26 protein-coding genes and 1 pseudogene are annotated in these 25238 nt (G+C 64.7%); 15 read left to right on the forward strand and 12 right to left on the reverse strand.

Translation table 11 applies throughout. From position 1 onward, the window contains the following. The first annotated feature begins 96 nt into the window (after positions 1-96). Positions 97-1095, forward strand: a complete 999-nt coding sequence (locus R3P95_RS05250; RefSeq protein ID WP_317547512.1) for a fumarylacetoacetate hydrolase family protein — start codon at positions 97-99, stop codon at positions 1093-1095. A gap of 2 nt (positions 1096-1097) precedes the next feature. Here the strand turns inward: R3P95_RS05250 and R3P95_RS05255 are convergent, their stop codons facing one another. The 8 genes from R3P95_RS05255 to R3P95_RS05285 all read right to left on the reverse strand — a co-directional run bounded on the left by R3P95_RS05255 (position 1098) and on the right by R3P95_RS05285 (position 9665). Continuing rightward, positions 1098-1232 (reverse strand): hypothetical protein, encoded by a 135-nt coding sequence (locus tag R3P95_RS05255; protein WP_317547513.1) that lies wholly within the window; start codon positions 1230-1232, stop codon positions 1098-1100. A 151-nt stretch (positions 1233-1383) separates the two neighbouring features. After that, positions 1384-3564, reverse strand: coding sequence for a catalase/peroxidase HPI (gene katG / locus R3P95_RS05260; RefSeq protein WP_317547802.1), 2181 nt, complete (start codon positions 3562-3564; stop codon positions 1384-1386). A 79-nt stretch (positions 3565-3643) separates the two neighbouring features. Beyond that, positions 3644-4123: a Fur family transcriptional regulator gene (locus R3P95_RS05265; RefSeq protein WP_317547514.1), complete on the reverse strand. Its 480-nt coding sequence runs from the start codon at positions 4121-4123 to the stop codon at positions 3644-3646. 197 nt (positions 4124-4320) lie between these two features. Next, on the reverse strand, positions 4321-4785 hold the full coding sequence (locus R3P95_RS05270) for a MarR family transcriptional regulator (RefSeq protein WP_068050303.1): 465 nt from the start codon (positions 4783-4785) through the stop codon (positions 4321-4323). Positions 4786-4795: 10 nt separating this feature from the next. Continuing rightward, the gene (locus R3P95_RS05275; RefSeq protein ID WP_317547515.1) at positions 4796-6598 is read right to left on the reverse strand and encodes an acetyl/propionyl/methylcrotonyl-CoA carboxylase subunit alpha; all 1803 of its coding nucleotides are present in this window, start codon (positions 6596-6598) and stop codon (positions 4796-4798) included. A gap of 14 nt (positions 6599-6612) precedes the next feature. Further along, complete coding sequence (locus R3P95_RS26105; RefSeq protein ID WP_394855388.1) at positions 6613-6864, reverse strand: acyl-CoA carboxylase epsilon subunit; 252 nt, start codon at positions 6862-6864, stop codon at positions 6613-6615. Beyond that, entirely contained in the window at positions 6861-8471 is a 1611-nt protein-coding gene (locus R3P95_RS05280) for an acyl-CoA carboxylase subunit beta (RefSeq protein ID WP_317547517.1), read from the reverse strand. The genes R3P95_RS26105 and R3P95_RS05280 overlap by 4 nt, the downstream gene beginning before the upstream one ends. A 51-nt stretch (positions 8472-8522) precedes the next feature. Beyond that, positions 8523-9665: an acyl-CoA dehydrogenase family protein gene (locus R3P95_RS05285; RefSeq protein ID WP_317547519.1), complete on the reverse strand. Its 1143-nt coding sequence runs from the start codon at positions 9663-9665 to the stop codon at positions 8523-8525. A gap of 95 nt (positions 9666-9760) precedes the next feature. Here R3P95_RS05285 and R3P95_RS05290 point away from each other — a divergent pair, with 95 nt between their 5' ends. From R3P95_RS05290 to R3P95_RS05315, 6 genes are all read left to right on the forward strand, one after another. Then, the gene (locus R3P95_RS05290) at positions 9761-10342 is read left to right on the forward strand and encodes a TetR/AcrR family transcriptional regulator (protein ID WP_230074079.1); all 582 of its coding nucleotides are present in this window, start codon (positions 9761-9763) and stop codon (positions 10340-10342) included. 79 nt (positions 10343-10421) lie between these two features. Continuing rightward, positions 10422-11441 (forward strand): LLM class flavin-dependent oxidoreductase, encoded by a 1020-nt coding sequence (locus R3P95_RS05295; protein ID WP_317532151.1) that lies wholly within the window; start codon positions 10422-10424, stop codon positions 11439-11441. A gap of 83 nt (positions 11442-11524) precedes the next feature. Continuing rightward, positions 11525-12331 (forward strand): transglutaminase-like domain-containing protein, encoded by an 807-nt coding sequence (locus R3P95_RS05300; protein ID WP_068283468.1) that lies wholly within the window; start codon positions 11525-11527, stop codon positions 12329-12331. 117 nt (positions 12332-12448) lie between these two features. Continuing rightward, positions 12449-12619 carry a CsbD family protein gene (locus R3P95_RS05305; RefSeq protein ID WP_008718579.1) on the forward strand — a complete coding sequence of 57 codons (171 nt, stop codon included), beginning with the start codon at positions 12449-12451 and terminating at the stop codon, positions 12617-12619. 95 nt (positions 12620-12714) lie between these two features. Then, positions 12715-12975 (forward strand): lipopolysaccharide assembly protein LapA domain-containing protein, encoded by a 261-nt coding sequence (locus R3P95_RS05310; protein WP_068046905.1) that lies wholly within the window; start codon positions 12715-12717, stop codon positions 12973-12975. A 28-nt stretch (positions 12976-13003) separates the two neighbouring features. Further along, positions 13004-13231: a hypothetical protein gene (locus R3P95_RS05315; protein WP_149405249.1), complete on the forward strand. Its 228-nt coding sequence runs from the start codon at positions 13004-13006 to the stop codon at positions 13229-13231. Here the strand turns inward: R3P95_RS05315 and R3P95_RS05320 are convergent. The 3 genes from R3P95_RS05320 to thiD form a co-directional block, all read right to left on the reverse strand. Further along, on the reverse strand, positions 13228-14748 hold the full coding sequence (locus R3P95_RS05320) for a Mur ligase family protein (protein WP_317547521.1): 1521 nt from the start codon (positions 14746-14748) through the stop codon (positions 13228-13230). The genes R3P95_RS05315 and R3P95_RS05320 overlap by 4 nt on opposite strands. After that, positions 14745-15050 carry a hypothetical protein gene (locus R3P95_RS05325; RefSeq protein ID WP_300520305.1) on the reverse strand — a complete coding sequence of 102 codons (306 nt, stop codon included), beginning with the start codon at positions 15048-15050 and terminating at the stop codon, positions 14745-14747. Before R3P95_RS05325 ends, R3P95_RS05320 begins: the two co-directional genes overlap by 4 nt. A gap of 103 nt (positions 15051-15153) precedes the next feature. After that, a complete protein-coding gene (thiD, locus tag R3P95_RS05330; protein ID WP_317547522.1) occupies positions 15154-15945 on the reverse strand; it encodes a bifunctional hydroxymethylpyrimidine kinase/phosphomethylpyrimidine kinase in 792 nt (263 codons plus the stop codon). 210 nt (positions 15946-16155) lie between these two features. Between thiD and R3P95_RS05335 the strand changes: the two genes are divergently transcribed. The 7 genes and pseudogenes from R3P95_RS05335 (at position 16156) to R3P95_RS05365 (ending at position 22180) form a co-directional block, all read left to right on the forward strand. Further along, the gene (locus R3P95_RS05335) at positions 16156-16593 is read left to right on the forward strand and encodes an SRPBCC family protein (protein ID WP_149405246.1); all 438 of its coding nucleotides are present in this window, start codon (positions 16156-16158) and stop codon (positions 16591-16593) included. Beyond that, positions 16590-17909, forward strand: a pseudogene (locus tag R3P95_RS05340) (APC family permease). The gene R3P95_RS05335 and the pseudogene R3P95_RS05340 overlap by 4 nt, the downstream one beginning before the upstream one ends. After that, a complete protein-coding gene (locus R3P95_RS05345) occupies positions 17906-19498 on the forward strand; it encodes a phytoene desaturase family protein (protein ID WP_317547524.1) in 1593 nt (530 codons plus the stop codon). Before R3P95_RS05340 ends, R3P95_RS05345 begins: the two are co-directional and overlap by 4 nt. Positions 19499-19655: 157 nt before the next feature. Next, entirely contained in the window at positions 19656-20012 is a 357-nt protein-coding gene (locus R3P95_RS05350; protein ID WP_317547526.1) for an STAS domain-containing protein, read from the forward strand. A 31-nt stretch (positions 20013-20043) separates the two neighbouring features. After that, entirely contained in the window at positions 20044-20433 is a 390-nt protein-coding gene (locus R3P95_RS05355) for an anti-sigma factor antagonist (protein WP_149405242.1), read from the forward strand. 28 nt (positions 20434-20461) lie between these two features. Beyond that, complete coding sequence (locus R3P95_RS05360) at positions 20462-20905, forward strand: ATP-binding protein (protein WP_149405241.1); 444 nt, start codon at positions 20462-20464, stop codon at positions 20903-20905. Positions 20906-20920: 15 nt separating this feature from the next. Then, positions 20921-22180, forward strand: a complete 1260-nt coding sequence (locus R3P95_RS05365) for a PP2C family protein-serine/threonine phosphatase (RefSeq protein ID WP_317547529.1) — start codon at positions 20921-20923, stop codon at positions 22178-22180. Positions 22181-22260: 80 nt separating this feature from the next. On the opposite strand, the gene R3P95_RS05370 is transcribed toward R3P95_RS05365, so the two are convergent. Further along, the gene (locus R3P95_RS05370) at positions 22261-23925 is read right to left on the reverse strand and encodes an FAD-binding dehydrogenase (RefSeq protein WP_317547530.1); all 1665 of its coding nucleotides are present in this window, start codon (positions 23923-23925) and stop codon (positions 22261-22263) included. Between the two features lie 98 nt (positions 23926-24023). Between R3P95_RS05370 and R3P95_RS05375 the strand changes: the two genes are divergently transcribed. Continuing rightward, on the forward strand, positions 24024-25226 hold the full coding sequence (locus R3P95_RS05375) for a helix-turn-helix domain-containing protein (RefSeq protein WP_317547532.1): 1203 nt from the start codon (positions 24024-24026) through the stop codon (positions 25224-25226). Positions 25227-25238: the final 12 nt, after the last annotated feature.

Genomic DNA, 25238 nt, shown 5'->3' on the forward strand with positions numbered 1-25238 from the left:
GGCAAGCAGGTCTTGACATCACGGCCGTGCTGCCGCTTACACTCCTGGTTCCTCAACCGTTGTAGGGCCCCCTCCCGCAAAGATCGGATTCCTGACGTGCGATTGCGACGCCTGATCGCTGCCGATTCGACAGATCGTCTGGCCGTGTACGCACCCGAGTCGGGATCGTGGGTCGACCTCGATACCGCCGTGTCGACATTGGGTGCCGACGAGTCTCTACGCCCGCTCACCCGCACCGTGCTCGGGTTTCTCGATGCCGGCGAACGTGTGCGCGACGCGGCCTCTGCCGTGGTGCAACGCGCCGTGTCCGAGGGAGTCGCGGTGATCGACCGACCGGCACCGACGCTTCCGGTGGTCCCGGCGTCGCTTCGCTGCTTCCTCGGCTGGGAGGCTCACTGGGATCTGGCCGCGCACAACCTGGTTCGCCGCAACCTGCCGAAAGCTCTCCCGTTCATCCGCGGATTCGAAGCCGTCACTCGATCGACGTTTCCGGCGCTCCGTCCGGGGCCGGGGTTCGACGACCATCCGGTCTACTACACCGGCAACCACCTCACCGTCGTAGCCGACGAAGCTCCGGTCGAATGGCCGTCCTACAGCCGGGCACTGGACTTCGAGCTCGAGTTCGGAGCCGTGGTGACCAGGCCCGTCCGCGACGTATCCGAGCGGCAGGCCACTGCTGCGATCGGTGGGTACGTGGTGTTCGACGACATCAGTGCCCGCGACACCCAGTGGGAGGAGCAGCGTCGCACCCCGTTCGGTCCGGTGGTCAAGACCAAGACTTTCGCCAGCTCCATGGGAGCCGATATCGTGACCGCCGACGAGATCGCGCCGCATCTGGATTCGTTGACGGCCACCGTCACCGTCAACGAGGAACTATGGTCGACGACCGGCACCGCCGGTATGCGGTACTCGGTCGGCGAATCTCTCGCATACGCCAGCCGCGGCGAAAACGTCTACCCCGGTGAGTTGTTGACGTCCGGCACGCTTCCGCGCGGATGCGGCCTGGAACTCGACCGATGGATCGCCCCGGGCGATCGCGTCGAGCTGAGTATTCAACGGATCGGATCGGTCACCAACACGATCGGGACTCGCTGAACTCAGCGCTCGGTATCGGATTTGTCGGTGGAGGCATCCTGGAACATCTCCAGGAACGATCCGAAGCCGGATGCTCCCTTGCGTGGTTCGTCCATGTTGTGGTCGACGGCTCCTGCCGCCACCTCGTCGTGTGTCATGTCTTGTAGCTTGCCGCTCGCAAATTTCAGCGAATCAGGGACCGAGGACACGAATCGGCAACGAAAGATAACGGACCGATAACGACGAACTCGAAGCTATGGATGGATCGAGCACGGTTTCCATCCATAACTTCGAGTTCGGTCGAGAGAGTTAAGCCAGCTCGAAGCGATCGAGCATCATGACCTTGTCCCAGGCAGCGACGAAGTCCGCGACGAACTTGTCCTTGGCGTCGTCGCAGGCGTAAACCTCTGCGAGAGCGCGCAATTCGGAGTTCGATCCGAACACCAGGTCGTTGCGAGTTCCGGTCCACTTCTTCTCACCGGTCGCCGCATCCTTGGCTTCGTAGATGCCTTCCTCCGCGGCGGGGACCCATTCGGTGCCCATGTCGAGGAGGTTGACGAAGAAGTCGTTGGTGAGCGTTCCGACCTTGTCGGTCAGGACGCCGTGCGACGACTTTCCGAAGTTGGCTCCGAGCACACGCAGTCCGCCGACGAGCACGGTCATCTCGGGTGCACTGAGCGACAACAGGTTCGCCCGATCGACGAGGGAGTACTCGGCCGGAAGCTTCTGACCCTTGCCGAGGAAGTTGCGGAAACCGTCGGCCTTCGGCTCGAGATCGGAGAACGAATCGACGTCCGTCTGCTCCTGCGTCGCGTCCATGCGGCCCGGCGTGAACGGCACGCTGACACCCGACGCCTGCTCGAGTGCTGCGACGCCACCGAGAACGACGAGGTCGGCGAACGACACCGTTCCGGAGAACGACTGCTGGACTCCCTCGAGCACACGAATGACCTGTGCGAGCTCGTCGGGCTCGTTGACCTCCCAGCCTGCCTGCGGCTGCAGGCGCAGACGGCCACCGTTGGCACCGCCGCGCTTGTCGCTGACTCGGAACGACGACGCCGCGGCCCAGGCAGCCGAGATGAGCTGCTGCTGAGTCAGTTCGGAGTCGAGGATCGTCTTCTTGAGCTCGGCGATCTGCGCCTCACCGATCAGTTCGTGATCGACGGCCGGGATCGGGTCCTGCCAGAGCAGAGTCTCGGACGGGACCTCGGGGCCGAGGTAGCGCGATACCGGTCCCATGTCGCGGTGGGTGAGCTTGAACCACGCCTTCTGGAATTCTTCGGCGAGCTCCTCGGGGTGGTCGAGCCAGCGACGAGTGATCTGCTCGTAGATCGGGTCGACGCGCATCGCGATGTCGGACGTGAGCATCGACGGGTGGCGACGCTTGGTGGGATCGGCGGGGTCGGGAACGAGATCCGCGCCCTCGCCGTTCTTCGGGCGCCACTGGTGCGCACCTGCGGGGCTCTTGTGGAGCTCCCACTCGAATCCGTACAGCGTCTCGAGGAAGCTGTTGTCCCACTGGGTGGGTGTGGGGGTCCAGATGACTTCGAGACCACTGGTGATCGCGTCCGCGCCGACGCCACTCTGGTAGCTGTTCTTCCAGCCCAGACCCATCTGCTCGATGGGTGCACCCTCGGGCTCGGCACCGATGTGCTCGTCGGGATCCGCCGCACCGTGCGTCTTGCCGAACGTGTGCCCACCGACGGCGAGTGCCGCGGTCTCGATGTCGTTCATGGCCATCCGGCCGAAGGTCTCGCGGATGTCCAGTGCGGACTGCACCGGATCCGGGTTACCGTTCGGGCCCTCGGGGTTGACGTAGATCAGACCCATCTGCACTGCGGCCAAGGGGTTTTCGAGACTGGTGCGGTCGCCGTTGTAGCGCTCGTCGCCCAGCCAGGTCTGCTCGGGGCCCCAGTAGACGTCCTCGTCCGGCTCCCAGGCGTCGACGCGTCCGCCGGCGAAGCCGTAGGTCGGCAGACCCATGGACTCGATGGCCACGTTGCCGGTGAGCACGATCAGGTCGGCCCAGGAGAGCTTGCGGCCGTACTTCTGCTTGACCGGCCAGATCAGACGACGAGCCTTGTCCAGGCTGGCGTTGTCCGGCCAGCTGTTCAGGGGGGCGAAGCGCTGCATGCCCGCTCCGGCTCCACCGCGTCCGTCCTGCTTGCGGTACGTGCCTGCGGCGTGCCACGCCATGCGAATGAAGAAGGGGCCGTAGTGACCGAAGTCGGCAGGCCACCAGGGCTGCGAGTTGGTCATGAGGGCTTCGATGTCGCGCTTGACCTCGGCGAGGTCGAGGGAGTTGAACTCGGCGGCGTAGTCGTAATCTGCACCCATCGGGTCGCCGACGGCCGGGTTCTTCTTGAGAATCTTGAGGTTCAGAGCCTTGGGCCACCACTCGCGGTTACCGCCACCCTCGACGGGCATCGGCATCGAATCGTGCATGACCGGACACTTGCCACCCGACTCCTGTGGCTGATCCTCGTTCATCTCTTTTTCGCGTGTTGTGTGATCTTGTGACACGTGCTTCCTTCCGAAGTGTGACGATCGGGCTGTGATCGAGGTCGATTCACGAACTCTGCTGTGTTCGAGAACCGGGAGGGAACGAAACAGGAGCTGTCGACTGCCCTCGAGCAGCCGAACACTGTGCGCAGAAGCCCCAGTAGATGACTTCCGCCTCGTCGATCGTGAAACCGACGGAGTCCGATGCGGTGAGACACGGCGTTTCGCCGACCGCGCAGTCCACGTCGGCGATGACACCGCAGGAGCGGCACACCGCGTGGTGATGGTTGTCGCCGACACGAGATTCGTACCGGGCAGGAGATCCTGCCGGTTCGATTCGCCGTACCAGGCGCGCCGCGGTCAACGCATTGAGCACGTCGTACACGGTTTGCCGCGACACCTCGGGCAGCACCGATCGCACGAGCCCGAGGATCGTGTCGGTGTCTGCATGAGGATTGGATCCGACGACCTGGAGCACCGCGACCCGCGGACGGGTCACGCGCATGTCGGCGGTGCGTAATAGCTCCGCGTACGGTGAGATCGGCATCACAGCAATACTATCCTCCGCTTTTCTGGACAAAGTCAAGTATGCAGACGAATTCGCCGAATGTCGACCGCAACGACGCTCGACGCGTCACCTCGGAGCCGACACGACTCCCGCTGTTCGTTTTCCGGTCACTCCCCCGTGGCACCGAACCCCGACTTCAGCCCGGGTCGGAGACAGCCGCACCTGTGCGGCCTCGATCAGCGCCTGCCGTTCCACTGCTTCTCGATGCCGCGCAACACCTCGAGCGTCCGAGCAGAATCGGCATCGACAGCCATCCTCGACCGAGCGCGCTCGAGCGCACGCTCGGCCCGCGTCACCGCGCGGTGCCCCGAGTCGGTGGCCTCGACCATGTACTGCTGCCGGTTTCGCGGATTGACGCTCCGCGCCAGCAGCCCCGCCTCGACCAGACTTGCCGTCGTGGCGGTGATACTCGTCCTGTGTCGCACCAACTCCCGCGACAGCGCACTGTAGGACATCGGCCCTCGTCTGCACACCAGTTCCAGTACCTCGTACCTCGCCCAGCTGAGCCCCTGCGCATCCAATGCCTCTGCCAGACGAACCCGCGCGGCCGACGCCATGCGCAGCACCGTGGACACGATTTCGAGCTCGGTCGAATGCACCGGCGAGCTACCACCGTCGAACGATTCAGCGAGGGCAGTCATCGAACACCCCCTACTTGATCTCTGCGAGGACGGTGCCTTGGGTGATGGCGTCGCCTGCGGTGACGGTCAGGCCGGTGATGGTGCCTGCTTTGTGGGCGTTGACGGGGTTTTCCATTTTCATTGCTTCGAGGACGGCGATGAGGTCACCGGCGTCGACGGTTTGGCCTTCGTCGACGGCGACTTTGACCACGGTGCCCTGCATGGGTGCGGTGACCGCGTCGCCGGATGCGGCACCGGCTCCGGCACCGCCGCGGGTGCGGGCTTTGGGCTTGCGCCGTACCGCTCCTGCGGGCCCTCCGCCGCCGTTACCGCCGCTGAGGGACAGTTCCCCGGGCAGGGAGACCTCGACGCGGCGGCCGCCGACCTCGACGACGACGGACTGCCGCGGCAGGACCTCGTCGTCGTCGATGGGTTGTCCGGCGGTGAACGGGGGAACCTGGTTGTCCCATTCGGTTTCGATCCAGCGGGTGTGGACGTCGAAGGAGTCGCCGTCGCCGATGAACGCCGGATCGGAGACCACTGCGGCGTGGAACGGAATGACCGTCGCCAACCCTTGGACATCGAATTCGGCGAGTGCTCGACGTGAACGGGCGAGGGCTTCCTCGCGGGTCGCGCCGGTGACGATGAGCTTGGCGAGCATCGAGTCGAACTGGCCGCCGATCACCGAGCCGGATTCGACACCGGAATCGACGCGAACCCCGGGTCCCGACGGCGCACGGAAGGTGGTGACCGGTCCGGGGGCGGGTAGGAAGCCGCGTCCGGCGTCTTCGCCGTTGATCCGGAACTCGAACGAATGGCCGCGTGGTTCGGGATCGTCGGTGATGGACAGTTCTTCACCGTTGGCGATCTTGAACTGCTGCAGCACCAGGTCGATGCCGGAGGTTTCCTCGGTGACGGGATGCTCGACCTGCAGACGGGTGTTCACTTCCAAAAAGCTCACCAGTCCGTCCTGGCCGACGAGGTATTCGACGGTGCCGGCACCGTAGTAGCCGGCTTCGAGGCAGATGGCTTTCGCGGAGGAGTGGATTTCTTTGCGTTGGGCGTCGGTGAGGAACGGGGCGGGTGCTTCTTCGACGAGTTTCTGGAAGCGGCGTTGCAGGGAGCAGTCGCGGGTGCCGGCGACGATGACGTTGCCGTGTTGGTCGGCGATGACCTGAGCTTCGACGTGGCGGGGCTTGTCGAGGTAGCGCTCGACGAAGCATTCTCCGCGGCCGAACGCGGCGACCGCTTCGCGGGTGGCGGAGTCGAACAGCTCCGGGATTTCCTCGCGGGTGCGGGCGACTTTCATGCCGCGGCCGCCGCCACCGAACGCGGCTTTGATCGCGATCGGCAGGCCGTGTTCGTCGACGAAGGCGAGGATCTCGTCGGCGTCCTTGACCGGTTCGGAGGTGCCGGGGACGGAGGGGGCTTCGGCGCGGGCGGCGATGTGGCGGGCGGTGACCTTGTCGCCGAGGTCGCGGATGGACTGCGGGGACGGTCCGATCCAGATCAGACCGGCGTCGATGACGGCTTGGGCGAAGTCGGCGTTCTCGGAGAGGAATCCGTAGCCGGGGTGGATGGCGTCGGCCCCGGACTTGGCGGCTGCGTCGATGATCTTGTCGATCACCAGGTACGACTCCGCGGAGGTCTGCCCGCCGAGCGCGAACGCTTCGTCGGCCAGACGCACGAACGGTGCGTCGGCGTCGGGTTCGGCGTACACAGCGACACTGGCCAACCCGGCATCGGCCGCCGCCCGGATCACCCGCACCGCGATCTCACCACGATTGGCGACAAGAACCTTCGAGATTTTCTTATGGGAAGTCGAGGTAGTCATGTACTGAAATTCCTTTACTGGCCATATCGGGCATTGACGAAAAGGGCTGGGGCACTTGCTAGTCCGTAGCGATGCATGTCTTCCGGGCGACCCCACAGATCGATCGGGGCCGGCAATTCCTCGGCCACCGTCGGCTGCGCGGCAGTCAAAACCGCAACGACAGCAGCGATCTCGGCGTCCGTCGGACTTCCGCGAAACGACCAACTGACCGACGCTGCAGCATGATCCGCGTCGTCGCTCGCTGCGTCATGATTCGCTTCGTTCATAGTGGGATGTTTCCGTGTTTCTTGGGTGGGAGGGTGACTTGTTTGCGTTCGAGTAGTCGTAGTGCGGTGACGATCTGGCCGCGGGTGTGGCTGGGGGGTATGACGGCGTCGAGGTAGCCGCGTTCGGCGGCGATGTAGGGGTTGACGAGGGTGTCTTCGTATTCCTGCTGCAACCTCAGGCGCAGGGCGTCGACGTCCTCCCCGTTCTTGGCGGCTTCGAGCAACTGTTTGCGGTAGACGAACCCGACGGCGCCGGAGGCTCCCATGACGGCGATCTGCGCGGTCGGCCAGGCGAGGTTGACGTCGGCTCCCATGTGCTTGGAACCCATCACGTCGTACGCGCCGCCGTACGCTTTGCGGGTGATGACGGTGATCTTCCCGACGGTCGCTTCGCCGTAGGCGTAGAGCAGTTTCGCGCCGCGTCGGATGATGCCGTTGTATTCCTGCCCGGTGCCGGGCAGAAACCCGGGAACATCGACCAGGGTGATGATCGGGACGTTGAAGCAGTCGCAGGTCCGCACGAACCGGGCTGCTTTCTCGGAAGCATCGATGTCCAACGTTCCGGCGAACTGGGTGGGTTGGTTGGCCACGATTCCCACCGATCGGCCGTCGATGCGCCCGAACCCGACGATGATGTTGCGGGCCCGGCCTTGTTGGACTTCGAGGAATTCGTCGTCGTCGAGGATCCGGGTGATGACCTCGTGCATGTCGTAGGGGGTGTTCGGTGAGTCGGGGATCAGGGTGTCGAGTTCGAGGTCCTCGGCGGTCAGATTGTCTTCGATGGACCCGGCGATCGGGTCCGAGGGTGCGGTGCGGGGAGCGTCGGCGCGATTGTTCGACGGTAGATACGACAGGAGGTCGCGGACGTAGTCGAGGGCGTCTTGTTCGCCGGAGGCGACGTAGTGCGCGACCCCGGACTTTTCCATGTGGGTGTGCGCGCCACCGAGTTCTTCCATGGTGACGTTCTCGCCGGTGACGGTTTTGATGACGTCGGGTCCGGTGACGAACATCTGGGAGGTGCCGTCGACCATGACCACGAAGTCGGTCAGTGCCGGGGAGTAGACGTGCCCGCCGGCGGCGGGGCCCATGATCAGCGAGATCTGGGGGATGACTCCGGAGGCGCGGACGTTGCGGTGGAAGATCTCGCCGTACAACCCGAGGGAGACGACGCCTTCCTGGATGCGGGCTCCGGCGCCTTCGTTGATGCCGACCAGGGGCCGTCCGGTTTTGACGGCCAGGTCCATGACCTTGACGATCTTCTCGCCGTAGATTTCGCCCAGGGAGCCGCCGAAGACGGTCGCGTCCTGGGAGAACACGCACACATCGCGGCCGTCGACGGTGCCGTAGCCGGTGACGACACCGTCACCGAAGGGCCGGTTGTCCCCGAGCCCGAAGTTCTGGGAGCGGTGCCGGGCCAGGGCGTCGAGTTCGACGAACGAGCCCTCGTCGAGCAACGCGGTGATCCGTTCGCGGGCGGTGAGCTTGCCTTTGGCGTGGACCTTGTCCACCGCTGCCTCACCGGACGGAATCTCCGCAACCGCGAGACGTTTACGAAGATCGGCCAATTTACCCGCAGTGGTATGGATATCGGGTTCGGTCGTGGTCATGAAGGTGTCCCCTACGGTTGCTTGTTCGGGCGTGTCGAGTGGATTCTGGTGTCAGCTGGTTGCGAGCGATCGGGCGATCACCAGACGCTGAATCTGGTTGGTGCCCTCGAAGATCTGGGTGATCTTGGCGTCGCGCATGTATCGCTCGACGCGGAAGTCGCGGGTGTAGCCGTAGCCGCCGAAGACCTGCACCGCGTCGGTGGTCACCTTCATGGCCGCATCGGTGGCGATCAGCTTTGCCACGGAAGCGTTGCGCGAGTAAGGAAGTCCGGCGTCACGCCGACGGGCGGCGTCGAGGTAGGTGGCGCGGGCGGAGTCCACTGCGGCCGCCATGTCCGCCAATACGAAACCGAGGCCCTGGTGGTCGATGATCTTCTTGCCGAACGCCGTACGCTCCTGGGCGTACTTCACCGCGTCGTCGAGTGCCGCCTGGGCGATTCCCACTGCTACAGCGGCGATTCCGAGCCGTCCGGCGTCGAGCGCGCTGAAGGCGATCTGCAGCCCCTGCCCCTCCGCACCGATTCGCCACTCGGTGGGGACGTGGACGTTGTCGTAGTGCGCCGAGGTCGTCGGGACGGCGTGCAGCCCCATCTTCTCCTCGGGCCTACCGAAGCTCAGGCCGTCGGTTCCGTCCGGAACGAGGAAGCACGAGATCCCCTTGGATCCTTCGCTTGTTCGGGCGAACAGGTTGTAGAAGTCGGCCACTCCACCGTGCGTGATCCACGCCTTCGAACCGTTCACCGTGTAGCCGCCCTCGGTCGGGGTGGCCTTGCAACTGAGTGCGGCAGCGTCCGAACCGGCCTGCGCCTCGGACAACGAGTAGGCACCGATCTGAGCCCCTCCGAGCATGTCGGGAAGCTTGTCGGCTTTCTGTTGGTCGGTACCGAAGGCCATCACGGGGTAGCAGGCCAGACCGTGCACGCTCACTGCAACGGCCACTGCCGCCCAGCGCGACGCCAGTTCTTCGAGGACCTGGAGGTAGACCTCGTACGGTTGGCCACCACCGCCCCATTCCTCCGCGTACGGCAGGCTCAGCAGTCCTGCCTCACCCAGGGTGGCGAACACATGGTCCGGGTACGCCTCACGCCGCTCGTGATCGTCGACGATCGGGTCGAGCACCTTGTCTGCCACGTCGCGGGTCAGCGCGATGAGGTCGCGCGCTTCGGCAGTGGGCAACAGACGATCGACGGGCACGTGAAAAACCTCCGGGAAGTTCGGATCAGTACTGCCGGATGATCCGCAGTACTGATGCACAGTACTGCACAAGGCGATGCAGTACCATCCCTGATGTGAACGCACCCGTGACCTCGCATGCCACGGCACGCCGTTCCGAGCTCTTCGACCAGCTCGTGAGCCTGTTTCTGGCAGAGGGCTTCGCCCACCTGACGCTCGACACCATCGCGGCCCGCCTCCGATGCTCCAAGTCCACGCTGTACACACTGGCGTCGAGCAAGGATCAACTCGTCGGCGGCGCCACAGTGCACTACTTCAAGTCCATGACCACCCAGGTCGAGAACGCGGTCGCCGAGGTGGACGGCACCCGCAACCGCATCACCACGTATCTCACCGCCGTCGGCGCGGCCCTGGAATCGGCGTCCGAGCAGTTCATGACCGATCTGGCATCTCTCGAATCCGCTCGTTCGGTGTACGAACGCAATACCGCGATCGCCGCTCGGCGTGTTCAGGAGTTGATCAGCGAGGGCGTCGCCAGCGGTGAAGTACGAGACGTGCACGCCGCATTCGTCGGCGATGTCGCCTCCTCGGTCATGGTGCGCATCCAGACGCGTGAGGTGTTTCGCCTGACGGGATTGAGCGACGGCGACGCCTATCTGGAATTGGCGAAGCTCTTGACCGCCGGAATCGGCGCCTAGCCGGAGCCGGGAATGAATCCACCTCGACACACGCTGCAGTACAGTGAACTTAGTTGATCCTTCAACGAAAGAGCGCGTGATGAAGAAGATCGGATTCTTGTCCTTCGGACATTGGTCGGCATCCCCACAGTCGCAGACACGGTCTGCGTCGGACGTGCTGCTGCAGTCCATCGACCTCGCGGTCGCAGCCGAAGAACTCGGCGCCGACGGCGCGTACTACCGCGTCCATCACTTCGCCAATCAACTCGCGTCGCCGTTCCCCCTGCTCGCTGCCGTGGGCGCCAAGACGAGCACCATCGAGATCGGCACCGGCGTCATCGACATGCGGTACGAGAACCCGTTCTACATGGCCGAGGACTCGGGCTCTGCCGACCTCATCTCCGGCGGACGGTTGCAACTCGGCATCAGTCGGGGATCGCCCGAGCAGGTCATCGAGGGTTACCGCTACTTCGGCTACGCACCCGCCGACGGTTCGGATCATGCCGATATGGCGCGTGAGCACACCCGCATCTACCTCGACCTCCTGGAAGGCAAGGGCTTCGCGCAGCCCAATCCACGACCGATGTTTCCCAACCCACCCGGACTGCTGCGCCTCGAACCGCACTCCCCCGGATTGCGTCAGCGCATCTGGTGGGGTGCCGGAACTCGCGAGACCGCCGAGTGGACCGCGCGCCAGGGTATGAACCTGATGAGCTCGACACTGCTGAGCGAAGACACCGGTGTGCCGTTCCATCAACTGCAGGCCGAGCAGATCGAACGATTCCACAAGACGTGGAGCGATGCAGGCCACGATTTCGCACCGCGAACGTCCGTGAGCCGCAGCATCTTTCCGATCGTCAGCGATCTCGATCGGGCCTACTTCGGCCGAGAGGGCACCGGCGACGACCAAGTCGGCTACCTCGACGGCGGCAAAGCACGGTTCGGCAAGACCTACGCGGGCGAGCCCGACCGGCTGATCGAGGAACTGGCCACCGACGAAGCGATCGCTGCCGCAGACACTCTGCTGCTCACCGTCCCCAACCAACTGGGCGTCGACTACTGCGCTCACTTGCTCGAGACACTGCTGCGCGACGTCGCTCCCGCCCTGGGGTGGCGTTGAGCACCTGCTGAGCAGCGGCGTTTGGCTTCGGTGAACGTGGGTACTGGCAGCAGGTTCACCCACCCCACCTGCCAGGAGTTCCCATGCTCAAACGCGACGTATCCGCGCGCCTCGATGTAGACATCACCGCAGCCACCACGCTCGAATTCCAGATCGCAGTCGCACCGCACCCAGGTACGACGGTCACCGAGTCACTGTCCTTCGTCCTCGACGGTAACCCCATCGAGGCCAAGGAAGTGAGCGGACCGCACGGCAACCGGATCCACGTCATGCCTGCCGACGTCGGCAATCTGCAGGTCTCGTACGACGCCACCATTCTGGGCAACACCACCCCGGCTCCGGTCACCGACTACGACATGTCGCTCTATCTCCGGCCGAGCCGGTACGCCGAGGCCGACAAGTTCTACGGGTTCGCCGCAACCGAATTCGGCGACTACGCGGACTCCGAGGAACTGCTGGCGAAGATCTCCGCATGGGTGGGCGCACGTCTGAATTACGTTCCGGGAAGCAGCGATCCGATCGACGGAGCCGTCGACACATTGCTCGCCGGACAGGGTGTCTGCCGGGACTACTCGCACCTCGTGGTCGCCATGCTGCGTGCGGTCAACGTTCCGGCTCGGCTGGTGGCGGTGTACGCACCCGGCTGCGATCCGATGGACTTCCACGCCGTCGCCGAGGCGTTCGTGGGCGGCCAGTGGCGTGTTGTCGATGCCACCTGCCTCGCCCCTCGCTCGACGCTGGTGCGAATCTCGGTCGGTCGCGATGCTGCCGACACCGCATTCCTGGACAACCACAAGGGTGCGATCACCCTGAACAGTTCGGTCGTGACCGCTGTCGTCGACGGCGAGCTGCCTCAGGACGACATCACCGAGCTGGTCTCTCTCACCTGATGCTCCGAGCGAACACTGCGGCGATATGAGCTACATCACAGCGGCGTTTGCTTTCAGGGGCGGAAACCGACTAAGTATCCGTTACCAACAATCACAGCCACCTGAAAGGGCAACACCATGAGCTTCATCGACAAGGCCAAGAACGCTGCAGAAGACGCCATCGGCAAGGCCAAGGAGGTTGTGGGCGACGCAACCGACAACAAGGACCTCGAGGCCGAGGGCAAGAAGGACCAGGGTTCGGCAGGCGTGAAGAAGGTCGGCGAGAACATCAAGGACACCTTCAAGTAACCACCCCCATCGCATCGAGTGCCGCCGATCTCGATGATCGGCGGCACTCGCCTTTCACTCCCACCTTTCCTCACACCAGAGAACGGATGCCCCTCATGACCACATCGACAGACACGACCAAGGCCCCCAAGCGTCGCGGCGGATTCGCCTCGAAGTTCGCCCTCCTGATCACGCTCGTCCTGGTCGCAGCGCTGGTGATCTTCGTGCTGCAGAACACCGTGCACACCACGATCAACTTCCTGGGTTGGAACTTCGACCTCGGTCAGGGTGTCTCCCTGCTCGGCGCAGCCGTCGTCGGTGCCGTCATCACGCTGACCGCGACCGCAGCGCTCAAGGTTCGACGCGCAGTCCGCTGACCGACTTCGACCCGAGAAGGAATGCCCGATGCTTCCCCTGCTTGCCCGTAAATACCTGTACCGCTACCTGATCGTCGCGATCGGGCTACCCATCCTCGCCCGACTGCTGGCCTTCGCCGGTCAGAGCCTCGAAAAGCGAACAGGGAACGACAACTTCGTGTCCAGGGGCCTGAAATCGGCCGGCAGATTCGCGCAGAAGCGCGCCGACAAGTCCCAGGGCAAGCAGGACCGCAAGTCCCGCAGCGTCGGTCGCTAGAGCCGGTCGCCGGTTTCTCGGCGGAGGTCCTTCAGCACTTCTCGGAGCACGACCCGATCGTCGAATTCGACGATGTCTCGACCGTAGGCCTGCTCGGTGTCGCAGCCGCGGCCCGCGACCACGACCACATCGTCGGGTTCGGCCATCTTCACTGCGAGCGCGAGCGCAGTACGACGGTCCGGCTCGACGACGACCGACGCCGACCGTGCAGCTCGCGCACCTTCCGCCACCGCAGCTCGGATGGTGTCGGCATCCTCGGACAGCGGACTTTCGTCGCTGACGATCACCACGTCGGCAAGTTCGGCTGCGGTAGCTCCCAGCGGGAAGCGTTTGCCCGGATCGCGTTCACCCGTTGCCCCGACGACCACGATCACCCGACCGGTCACCAAAGTCCGTACGAACGGCAACAATCGGCGTTGTCCCGCGGTGTTGTGCATGTAGTCCACCAATGCCAGAAACGGCTGCCCGGCATCGACCTTCTCGAGCCGTCCGGGAACGGATCGAACGCTCTCCAATCCTGCGGCGACCACCGCGAGATCCTTGCCTGCGGCCAGTGCTGTGGCAAGCGCAGCAAGCGCGTTACCGGCCTGGTGCGGACCGAGCAGGGGCAGTCGAACGTCGATCGAACCCGTAGTTGTTCGGACAGTCATCGTTGTATCGACGCCGGTGCATTCGATGTGCTCTCCGAACACCTCCGCACGGATGTCGAGTACCGACCACCTCCAGCACGGAACGTCCACGAGCTGGGCCAACCTTCTTCCGTACACGTCGTCGATACCCACCGCCGCGGCTGCTGTTCGGTGGGCTGCGAACAACTCCGCTTTGGCGGCGAAGTATCTGTCCATGCTGCCGTGATAGTCGAGGTGGTCGGGACCGAGATTGGTGAACCCGACCGCAGAGAAGCGCATACCGTCGATGCGGTGTTCGGACACTGCATGAGAGGACACCTCCAGCGCGACAGCCGTTGCGCCCTCGTCTCGAAAGCGGCCGAGCGTGCGCTGGACCGTCGCAGCCTCGGGTGTCGTTCGCGCAGTGGGTGACCACGTCGCCGGCCCGGCCAATCCGATGCCGGTCATCGTGCCGACCGTCTCGCCCGAGGCCTCTAGCCCCGCAGCGAGCAGCAGTGCAGTGCTGGTCTTTCCATTGGTTCCGGTCACCCCGTAGACGTCCATGGCGTCCGCGGGGAAATCGTGGATCAGTGCGCAGACCGCGCCTGCGCTTCGGCGCGGGTCGTCGACGACGACGGTCGGCAGCACGGTCGACGGCCTGTCGGACAGGACGGCCACCGCTCCGCGCTCGTACGCCTCGAGTTCGTGGTTCGACCCGTGGCCGTGAGAGCCCGGAAACGCCAAGTACAGGTCTCCGGGGCGGACCATCCGGGAATCGTCACTCGCCCCGGTCACGCGCACGGATTCGATGGGTACAGGTGATCCGATCGTGCGAGCGATATCAGCGAGCGCCGTACCGAGACCTCGGCCCGGCGACTTCCAGGATCCGTCGGCCGCGGGCTCGGTCAATGACCCGCCGGGTCGGTGAGGGATTTGCCTTCCTTGGCCTTGACACGCTTGCGCTCCAGGAGGACCAGAGCAATCCCGGCGACGAGTAGCACCGGCGCGGCAACGGCCCCGATCCACACCCACCCGGTGAATCCGTAACCTGCCGCGGTGAGAGTGAGACCGAGACTCACCAATGCCACTCCGATACAGATGTACCCGGGCCAGTTGCGTGTGTCGACGATTGCCTCACCCGCGTGCCCGCGCGTCGTCCGATCGTCGTCGGTTGCCCCGGCGTCGGATTCGCTCGTGTTCTCGTCTGCCATGTGGATCCTCTCCGGATACGGACCGTTCGTCCCATTCGAGACAAGCGGTTCGTATCGGCTGCCCGCTAGTCACCGGCGGTAAACCTGAGGTCGGATCGGACGATCAGTCGTGCCAACTCACTGCCGCGAACGGAGCGTGGCTGGCGAGTCGGCCGACGATGCCGGCGTGCGCGAAATCCTTGGCCGTCGCGACGGCGTCGAGCACGCCTGCGCCCTTCGCGAGCTCCGCGGTGATGGCTGCGGCGAACACGCAGCCGGCACCCGACACGCGCTCTTCGCCCACCTTGGGGGCTCGCAGCACGGTCAGTTCGGACCCGTCGTAGACGACGTCGACGGCCTCGTCGCCGGGCAGACCTGTGCCACCCTTGACCACCACGAAACGAGGCCCGAGATCGGCGATTCTCTTGGCGGCCTCACCCAGATCGTCGACGGTGTCGATGGCGTCCATTCCGGACAAGGTCTGCGCCTCGAACAGATTGGGGGTGATCACGGTGGCCAACGGAAGGATCTCGCGCCGCAGGGCATTGTCGGTGTCGAGTGCGGCACCCGGCTCCTGGCCCTTGCAGATCAGGACCGGATCGACGACCACGTGCCGCCACGGCTGCAGGCGCAGCGACGCCGCTACCGTGTCCACGGTGACGGGGGTGCCGAGCATGCCGATCTTGACGACATCGAGATCGTGTGCGGCAGTGGCCACTTCGATCTGATCGGCGATGACCGTGCTGTCGATGGGCACGAATCGGTGCCCCCAGCCCGCCTTCGGATCGAACGAGACGATGCACGTGATCGTGCCGACTCCGTAGACCCCGAGCCGCTCGAATGTCTTGAGATCTGCTTGCAGACCGGCTCCGCCGGTGGCTTCCGAACCAGCGATGACATAGGCGATTGTCGACATGGCCTCAGTATGACAATCGCAGATCGGCACCGACGCGAGTGGTCGCCACGGGATTGGGTCCGGAGGTTTCGGGGCATACGTCGAAGTCGGTGCGTCTCCTCGAGCAACCGACGACACCGCGCAGTACATCGACTTCGAGCCCAGGAGTAGCGGAGCACGATCGGAGATCGTGCAATCACGCACAACGACGAGAGTTTCGGAGGCCGAATCGTGCCCACCAGCAGAAATACGTCAGCCACCTGCGAGGACGTCTGGAACGTCCTGGCGAACGGATGGAGCTATGCGACCTGGGTCGTCGGCGCGTCCCGCATCCGCGCGGTCGATGGCAACTGGCCCGCAGTCGGCAGCTCCATTCATCACTCGGTGGGTGCGTGGCCTGCGGTACTCAGTGACGTCACGCGGTCGGTGGGACTCCATGCCGGTCGAGAACTTGTGCTCGAAGCCCGTGCACTGCCGTTCGGAAAGGCCTCGATAACAGTGCGACTGCATCCTCTCGCCTCGGGCTGCCGCATCGAAATCATCGAGCACGCAATCACGGCACCCTTCGATCTGGTCCCCGACCGGGTCCAACATCTTCTGGCGCATCCACGCAACGCCGAGGCGCTGCGCAGGCTTGCACTCCTGGCCGAGCGGTCCACTGCACCGTGACCAAGACCCCACTGCGACAAGCAGTTTCGGGAAAGATGCTGTTCGTGTTCATTCTCGGCGATGTGCTCGGTGCCGGAATCTATGCTCTCGTCGGTGAGATCGCAGGTGAGGTCGGCGGAGCGATCTGGCTCCCCATGCTCGTCGCGCTGCTGATGGCGCTGCTGACCGCGGCGTCGTACGCAGAGTTGGTCACCAAGTATCCGAGAGCGGGCGGCGCAGCGGTTTTCGCGCAACAGGCGTACGGCAAACCGATGGTGTCGTTCCTCGTCGGATTCTCGATGCTCGCCGCGGGTGTCACCAGTGCGGCCGGGCTGGCACTCGCCTTTTCGGGTGACTATCTGGGCGTGTTCCTCGACGTGCCTGCCGTACCCGCTGCAGTGGTCTTCCTGCTGTTGATCGGGTTGCTCAACGCGCGCGGCATCACCGAGTCTCTCCGCGCCAATCTCGTGATGACGGTGGTCGAGGTGTCCGGGCTGGTCGTCGTCATCGCCCTTGCCGGACTGGTGTTGAGCCGCGGCGACGGTGTGCCCTCTCGCGTCCTCGAATTCACCGACGAGACGACACCGACCTTGGCGGTTCTCGGCGCGGCTCTGCTGGCCTTCTATTCGTTCGTGGGTTTCGAGACGTCCGCGAACATCGCCGAGGAAGTCGAGGACGTGCGCCGGGTCTACCCACGAGCCCTCCTCGGTGCCGTCACCGTGGCCGGTGTGGTGTACGTGCTCGTCGGGCTTGCTGTGTCGACGGTCGTACCTGCCGACACACTGTCGCAGTCCACCGGTCCACTGCTCGAGGTCGTCGCTGCAGCGGATGCCGGCATTCCGCCGTCGGTTTTCGGTCTGATCGCACTCGTCGCTGTCGCCAACGGCGCGTTGCTGACGATGATCATGGCATAGCGGCTGACGTTCGGGATGGCGCGCGACGGTCTGCTCCCCGGAGTGCTCGCCGAGGTTCTGCCGGGTCGCAAGACACCGTGGACCGCCATCGTCGCCACCACAGCTGTCGCGATGGTCCTGGCCACCACCGGTTCTGTTGCGGCACTGGCCGAAACCGTGGTGCTCCTGCTGCTGTTCGTCTTCGTCAGCACCAACGTCGCCGTGCTCGTACTACGCCGAGATCGGGCAGAGACCGACCATTTCCGAACGCCCACAGCACTTCCCGTCCTGGCGCTGATCACCTGTGCCGTACTGCTGACCCAGCAGTCGGGAGCAACGTGGCTCCGCGCCGGACTGCTTCTTGCGGTAGGCGTAGCGCTGTACTTCGTCGGTACCGTGCTGACCGGCAGGACGAAGACCGAGCAGAGGAGTACATCCCGATGACCACGACCGAAGTAGACGCGATCGTGATCGGCAGTGGCCACAACGGCTTGGTCGCGGCGGCAGCGATGGCAGACGCCGGCTGGGACGTCGTGGTCCTCGAGGCCGCCGAACATCCCGGCGGCGCTGTGCGCAGCGCCGAGCTCGTTCCCGGTTTCACCAGCGACCTCTTCAGCGCGTTCTACCCGCTGGCGCTCGCCTCGCCTGCCATGAAGGCACTCGAGCTGGAAAGCCACGGGCTGCAGTGGGCGCACTCCCCCGCGGTGTACGGCCATGCGCGATCACCGCAGGACACCGACGCTCCGGTCGTCCACCACGATGTCGAGATCACCGCCGCGCGGCTGTCGGAACACGACGCGCGGGACGGCCGCACCTGGTTGCGACTCTTCGAGCAGTGGGAGCGCATTCGCGAGCCCTTCATGAACTCGCTGTTCGGACCGTTTCCACCCGTCGTCCCCGCGGCTCGCCTCGTCCACGCCTTGGGCGTACCCGAGACGCTGCGCTTCGCACGATTCGCCGCCCTCCCCGCCCGCGTGATGGCTCACGAACTCTTCCACAGCGAGGCCGCTCGCTGCCTCCTGCTGGGAAACGCCATGCACGGTGACGTCCCGACCGACGCCCCCGTGAGCGGGATGATGGGCTGGCTGCTCACGATGCTGGCCCAGGACGTCGGGTTTCCGACCCCCGTGGGCGGATCCTCTGCGCTGACGTCGGCGTTGATTCGGCGTGGCGCCGCATCGGGTGCGGTGCTGGAGTGCGGTCAGGCGGTCGAGCACATCGAGGTGCGCGGCGGTCGAGCTCGGGCAGTGCACACCGCGGCCGGCGACACGTTTCGGGCGCGCCGAGCGATCGTGGCCGACGTGTCCGCACCGGCGCTCTACGGTTCACTGCTTCCGTACGACGCCGTGCCGCGCCGTGTGCACGACGACTTGCGCACCTTCGAGTGGGACACCCCTGTGGTCAAGGTGAACTACGCGCTCGATCGTAGAATCCCTTGGAATTCACCGTCTCTGGCCGATGCCGGCACCGTTCATCTCGGTGCGGACGACAACGGTCTCGTGCATTGGGCAGCCGATCTCACGACCGGAGTCCTTCCCGCGAGTCCGTTCATGCTGTTCGGTCAGATGACCACTGCCGATCGGAGCAGATCACCGGAGGGCACCGAAAGCGCTTGGGCCTACACGCATCTGCCGAGAGGCGTCGTCGACGACGCGGCCGCCGACACCGTGGCGGATCGGGTGGACGAAGTCCTCGACGCCCACGCACCGGGGTTTCTCGATTCGATCGTCGGGCGGGTCGTACAGCGACCGAGCGATCTGTACGGTGCCGACGCGAATCTGCACGGTGGTGCGGTGAACGGCGGAACCGCACAGCTGCAGCAGCAGTTGATATTTCGACCGACACCGGGTCTGGGTCGGTCGGAGACGCCGGTGGAGGGTCTGTTCCTGGGCTCGGCATCGGCGCACCCCGGTGGCGGAGTGCACGGAGCAGCCGGGCTCAATGCCGCCCGGGCAGCGCTCGGCCAGCGAGGTGTCACCGGCTGGGTGAAGAAGAAAGTCACCGGTTCACTCATCGACATGTTGACCCGGTGACGCCGTTATCGAAGCGAGATCTTTCGTTACCGGTTCGAGACCTCGGACGAGGTCTACCGAAATCGGACACTGACATTGTTGAAAGCACAACAACTCAGCGTCGTGCACCGTGCGGGAAGACCGACCGGTCCGAGCGCTTCGGGGAAGAGGTAAAGACATGTTGACCAGCACCGCAACCATGGAACGCTCCCTTCGCGACGACGAAGGCGTGTTCCGACTCGAGACCGTCGTGCGACCGGACCGCCACAACACGCTGCGCGCGTTCGGCGAACTGGACATGTCCACCCGGGCCGAGTTCGTGCACAGCCTCGACCGCCTGGCATCGGCGTCCGTGCAGGTGACGGTCGACTTGTCGGAGGTCTCGTTCATGTACTCCGGCGTCGCCAACGCGATCATCGATTTCACCTTTGTACATCCGGGCAAGATCGCCGTATTCGCGCCTGCACGCTCGGTCCGCATGGTCCTGGAAGTACTGGGCGCAGCTGACCTGTTCGTCGACACGTTTCGGTCGTGAATCCGACTCGACAACAGGTAACGTCCAAGTTATGTCAGAGGAGCCGACCGGAGGACCGTTCGAGATCGTGGCAGCCGAGCACGACTCGGCCACCGTACTCACCGTTCGAGGCGAGTTGGATCTCGACACCATCCCAGAACTGTCCGCCACCGCGTTTCCCGCGGCCGACAGTGCAGCAGGAGGTCTCGTCGTCGATCTGACCGACGTCAGCTTCCTGTCGTCGAGCGCGATCACTGTGCTGGTGCGAGTGTGCGATCGGCTACCCGATGCCTCACGCATGGCTCTGGTAGCGGTCGACGGAGTCGTGGTTCGTCCGGTGCAGCTCAGCGGAATCGATCGAGTGATGGCGACCTTCACGACCGTGCCCGACGCGGTTGCCCACGTTCGGTCGGCTGTTCTCGACGCGGAGGTCGACCGATGACCGACCGATACCGAATCGGGCGACGACGATGACCGAGAGCAGTCTCGCTCCCAGTCGTTGGAGCCACACCGCCCCGGCCGAGCCCGCCGTGGCGACCGTACTTCGGCGCCGGTTGCATCACTGGACTCTCGAACTCGGCGTGAGTAGTGATCTTGTCGACGACATCGTCCTCGGGGTCTACGAGGCACTGGCAAACGTGGTCGAACACGCCTATCACTCGGTGCCCGAGCCAGGGACGATGACGATCACCGCCGCCTACGAACACCGGACGCTGACGGTGACGATCTCCGACACCGGGACGTGGCGTCCACCGACGCCGACGACCAATCGAAGTCACGGCCTGCAACTCGCAGCCGCGGTGGCCGACGACCTCCTGGTCGACCATCGACCCGGTTTCGGCACAGTGGTCACTGCTGTGTGGACCGATCCGATCACAACCGACCACTCGAAACCCGCCACCCGCTCGTCATGACCGAAGGGAGTCCCCATGTCTGCCACGGCTGCTGATCTACTCGACACTGCACCGTGCGGCGTGTTCTCGGTCGACGTCGCCACTTCGCGAATCCTCTACGCCAACGTGGCCGCCGCTCGGATCACCGCGCGCAGCCGCGAGACGCTCGTCGGAATGTCCGTCAGCGACCTGTTCACAGTCGAGTTCGAGCCGATCCTGGCGGCCCTGATGAATGTTGTGTCGACATCGGAATCGGACTCGCCGGTCGGAGCGAACGCGAAGTTGACCGTCGCGTCCGACCCACGCGCCGCGATAGCCGTGTCGATCCTGGCCAACAGTCTGCGCACGGCCGAAGGGGCCGTGACGGTGACGATGACGCTGCACAACGAAACCGAACGCCATGTGCGCGAGAAGGATCTGGTCGACGCCCGCGACAACGCGGAGGCCGCCCAGGACGATGCCGAGGCCGCACTGGACAGATCACAGGACGCATTGGGGGCCTCGGAAGAAGCACGCAAGCAGGCCGAGGCGGAGAGAACCCAGGTGCAGATTCTGGCGTCGACGCTGCAACGCACTCTGCTGCCGCCGATCCTGTCGGCTCCGACGGGCATGAACGTGGCAGCGCACTATCACCCCGCATCCATCGACGAGGTCGGTGGCGACTTCTACGACGTGTTTCCGCTCGACAAGCAGACGTGGGGATTCTTCCTCGGTGACGTGAGCGGTAAGGGTGCGGGAGCCGCCGCCGTGACGTCACTGACCCGGTACACCCTCCGCGCCGCCGCAGTGTTCGACCGCAACCCGATCTCGGTGCTCGAAAACCTCAATACCGTTCTGCACCACGAGTTCCACGGAGACGACCCACGTTTCTGCACGGTGGTTTTCGGCACCATCACTCCGGGACCGGACGGCGCAAAGGTTGACCTCGCCAGCGGCGGACATCCGCCGGCACTGCGTATCACGCACGACGCCGTCGTCGACTTCGTCGACACCACAGGTGGCCAGTTGGTCGGGGCGTTGGCCGAGCCGCACTTCGCATCGGCATCGGTGACCCTGCGCCCCGGCGACGTCATGGCGTTCTACACCGACGGATTGACCGAAGCGATCGTCGGACCAGGGCGGACGCGCTTCGACGACGACGGTGGCCTCGAATCCTTCGCTGCGAGAAAGGGTGCGACCACTGCACCGAAGATCGTCGACGATCTCACGTCACTGTTGGCATCCTTCGGGGACGGCCTGCAGGACGACGTCGCACTGCTCGCCTTCGAGGTACCCCGGCCCGAGGCCGACTCGTAGCAATCGACGCCGGAGCCGCGAGTTCGCTCACCGAGCGAAATCGCGGTACTCGGTGCATCGCATTCGACTCCGCGCCACTGTCACGCTTGCGCAGCGAGCGCGCGTCCGGCCTGCCGGCCGCCGAAGATGCACCCACCCAGGAACGTTCCCTCCAACGAGCGGTACCCGTGCACACCGCCGCCACCGAACCCGGCGATCTCACCTGCCGCCCACAATCCGTCTATCGCCTGTCCGTCGCCGTCGAGGACACGGCCCTGCAGGTCGGTTTGAATGCCGCCCAATGTTTTTCGCGTGATGATGTTCAACCGCACGGCGATCAACGGACCCGATTTGGGATCGAGAATCTTGTGCGGTGAGGCGGTACGCGCGATGCGCTCTCCGCGCGATCGACGCGAATTGTGGATCGCGGAGATCTGCAGGTCCTTGGTGAACGGGTTGTCGACCTCACGGTCGCGGGCCTCGATCTGCCGCTTCAGATCGGCGAGGTCGATCAGATCCTCGCCGGAGACCCTGTTCATTCCCTGGACGAGTTGGGCGAGGGTGTCGGCGACGACGAAATCCTCTCCGTTCTTCTTGAACGCCTCCACCGGTTCGCTGGCACCGGGCAACACCCGGCCGAGAACGAGCTTGAGGTTCTTTCCGGTGATGTCCGGGTTCTGCTCCGATCCCGAGAGTGCAAACTCCTTCTCGATGATCTTCTGCGTCAGAACGAACCAGGAGTACTCGAATCCACTGTCCTGAATGGCTTTCAACGTGCCGAGAGTATCGAACCCCGGAAAGTTCGGAACCGGGAACCGTCGCCCACGCGCGTCGAACCACATGGACGACGGGCCGGGAATGATTCTGATTCCGTGGTTCTTCCAGATCGGATTCCAGTTCTTGATGCCTTCGGTGTAATGCCACATGCGGTCTTTGTTGACCAGACGGCCACCGACTTTCTCGGTGATGCCGAGCATGCGGCCGTCGACGTGTTCGGGGACTCCCGAGATCAGGGACTTCGGAGCCGTTCCCAGCCGTGCCGGCCAGTTCTCCCGCACCAGGTCGTGGTTGGCTCCGATGCCGCCCGCAGTGACGAGCACGGCCCCGGCACGCAACTCGAACTCACCCACCTCGACGCGGCTACTGGCCGAACCTCGCTCCGCGGCACTGGGTTCGAGAAGTGCGCCGCGGACTCCCTCGACTGTGCCGGCACTGACGATGAACTCGTCGACGCGGTGACGAAAACCGAAGCGCACCAACCCTTTGTCAGCGGCCTCACGTACGCGTCGCTCGAACGGCGCAACGACCCCTGGACCGGTACCCCAGGTCAGATGGAACCGCGGAACCGAATTGCCGTGGCCCTCGGCGAGGTGGCCACCACGTTCGGCCCACCCGACGATGGGAACCCACCGCACGCCCTGCGCGTGCAGCCAGGACCGTTTCTCCCCCGCCGCGAAATCGAGGTACGCGCGCGCCCACCGATGGCCCCAGTAATCCTCGCCCGCGGGATCGTCGATGCCGCGGTCGAAGGTCGCGGTTCCGAGCCAGTCCTGCCACGCAAGCTCCGCGGAATCCTTGATGCCCATGCGTCGCTGCTCCGGGGTGTCGACCATGAACAGACCGCCCAATGACCAGAACGCTTGGCCGCCCAGGTTCTGCGCGGGCTCCTGGTCGAGGAGCAGCACCCGCTTTCCGGCGTCGGCCAGTTCGGCGGTCGCCACCAGTCCGGCCAGGCCTGCACCCACCACGATCACGTCTGCGTCCATTGCCCCACTGTGCTGTCGTCGGTGCCGGATCTCAAGGAAACCGCCTCAAATGACTATAGGATTTGTCAGATATTGACAAAGAGTGGGGAGGTAGGTCGATGTACCCAGCGCGGGTCGCCGTAGTCGCGAAGATCGAATCGGAGCTGGGTCCCGTCGTCGCATCCGCAGTACACGCGATTCGCGACGCGATCCCGGTCTACCGATCACTGCAGGGTGCGCAGTTGGCCGATGTCGAGGCCATCGCATATTGGTCGCTGAGGCGGTTGATGGCCCTGTGGGCGCATGGCGATCGGACGATCGACGACCGTGACCACAGTAGATTCCGCGCGATAGGTGCCGCGCGCGCAGCGGACGGGCGCCCGCTGGCCGATGTGCTGCGTGCGTATCGAGTCGCGTCGAGCGTGTTCGTTCGGCACGTGACAACCGAGTATCTCGATGTACTCGAACCACCGGACATTGCCGAACTCGGCCTCGGCGTGCTCGACGCCATCGACGCAATCTCCGAGGAAATCATCGGCGCGTACGTCATTGCGCGCGAACAGCTCACATCCAACCGTGCGCAGGCGCATGCCGCGCTGCTCGACGACCTGCTGGCTGCCAGACACAACTCGCCCGGGACGGTGTCGGATCGTTCTCGCGAACTCGACCTGAAGCTGCCCACGCACCCGAATCTGCTTGTGGTGCAATCGACAGATCCGGGCCGACCCATGTCCGACGACACCGTCGAATCGCTGGTCCTCGCAGTAGGACTCGTTCCGCCGGACCGCACCGCACCGTCGGGTCAGCGGAGCCACTTGTGCACTCGGCGCGAGCAACGCGCGATCGTGCTGTTGCCACCATCGATCCACCGCGCCGAGGCGGACCTCGCGTGTCGAGATCTGATGCTGCGCGGATGCCTAGTGGAGAGATCCACCATTGCCGGTATCAGCAGTTCGTGGCGACTCGCATCGGAGGCTCTGGATACTGCACCGGATCACGCGTTCGACGACCGGGCACTGCTCGATCAGGGTGACGGTCAGCTGCTGGCACTGCTGACCGCGCGCCCCACCGCGGACACGAGCGAGGTGGTACGTAGCGTGCTCGGTCCGCTGGCCGAGGCGGCGAACGAACATATTCTGCAAGGCCTTTCGGCCTTCATCGCCACCGGTACGGCAACGGCTGCCGCCACCCGACTACAGGTACACCCGCAGACTCTGCGCTACCGACTGCGCCGAGCCCAGGAACTGACCGGCCGAGATCCCCGATCTGCGTGGCATCGCCTCGCGTTGGACACTGCGATTCAACTGCGGCAACTCGGGTGATCCGATCTTCGG

The organism is Rhodococcus cercidiphylli, assembly GCF_033042225.1.
In the GTDB taxonomy this organism is placed as follows: Bacteria; Actinomycetota; Actinomycetes; order Mycobacteriales; family Mycobacteriaceae; genus Rhodococcoides.

Coding starts and splice junctions, on each gene's coding strand:
- R3P95_RS05255 (WP_317547513.1), bottom strand. CDS start 1,232: ATGACACACGACGAGGTGGCGGCAGGAGCCGTCGACCACAACATGGAC.
- katG (WP_317547802.1), bottom strand. CDS start 3,564: ATGAACGAGGATCAGCCACAGGAGTCGGGTGGCAAGTGTCCGGTCATG.
- R3P95_RS05265 (WP_317547514.1), bottom strand. CDS start 4,123: ATGCCGATCTCACCGTACGCGGAGCTATTACGCACCGCCGACATGCGC.
- R3P95_RS05270 (WP_068050303.1), bottom strand. CDS start 4,785: ATGACTGCCCTCGCTGAATCGTTCGACGGTGGTAGCTCGCCGGTGCAT.
- R3P95_RS05275 (WP_317547515.1), bottom strand. CDS start 6,598: ATGACTACCTCGACTTCCCATAAGAAAATCTCGAAGGTTCTTGTCGCC.
- R3P95_RS26105 (WP_394855388.1), bottom strand. CDS start 6,864: ATGAACGAAGCGAATCATGACGCAGCGAGCGACGACGCGGATCATGCT.
- R3P95_RS05280 (WP_317547517.1), bottom strand. CDS start 8,471: ATGACCACGACCGAACCCGATATCCATACCACTGCGGGTAAATTGGCC.
- R3P95_RS05295 (WP_317532151.1), top strand. CDS start 10,422: ATGAAGAAGATCGGATTCTTGTCCTTCGGACATTGGTCGGCATCCCCA.
- R3P95_RS05300 (WP_068283468.1), top strand. CDS start 11,525: ATGCTCAAACGCGACGTATCCGCGCGCCTCGATGTAGACATCACCGCA.
- R3P95_RS05305 (WP_008718579.1), top strand. CDS start 12,449: ATGAGCTTCATCGACAAGGCCAAGAACGCTGCAGAAGACGCCATCGGC.
- R3P95_RS05310 (WP_068046905.1), top strand. CDS start 12,715: ATGACCACATCGACAGACACGACCAAGGCCCCCAAGCGTCGCGGCGGA.
- R3P95_RS05315 (WP_149405249.1), top strand. CDS start 13,004: ATGCTTCCCCTGCTTGCCCGTAAATACCTGTACCGCTACCTGATCGTC.
- R3P95_RS05325 (WP_300520305.1), bottom strand. CDS start 15,050: ATGGCAGACGAGAACACGAGCGAATCCGACGCCGGGGCAACCGACGAC.
- thiD (WP_317547522.1), bottom strand. CDS start 15,945: ATGTCGACAATCGCCTATGTCATCGCTGGTTCGGAAGCCACCGGCGGA.
- R3P95_RS05345 (WP_317547524.1), top strand. CDS start 17,906: ATGACCACGACCGAAGTAGACGCGATCGTGATCGGCAGTGGCCACAAC.
- R3P95_RS05350 (WP_317547526.1), top strand. CDS start 19,656: ATGTTGACCAGCACCGCAACCATGGAACGCTCCCTTCGCGACGACGAA.
- R3P95_RS05355 (WP_149405242.1), top strand. CDS start 20,044: ATGTCAGAGGAGCCGACCGGAGGACCGTTCGAGATCGTGGCAGCCGAG.
- R3P95_RS05360 (WP_149405241.1), top strand. CDS start 20,462: ATGACCGAGAGCAGTCTCGCTCCCAGTCGTTGGAGCCACACCGCCCCG.
- R3P95_RS05365 (WP_317547529.1), top strand. CDS start 20,921: ATGTCTGCCACGGCTGCTGATCTACTCGACACTGCACCGTGCGGCGTG.
- R3P95_RS05370 (WP_317547530.1), bottom strand. CDS start 23,925: ATGGACGCAGACGTGATCGTGGTGGGTGCAGGCCTGGCCGGACTGGTG.
- R3P95_RS05375 (WP_317547532.1), top strand. CDS start 24,024: ATGTACCCAGCGCGGGTCGCCGTAGTCGCGAAGATCGAATCGGAGCTG.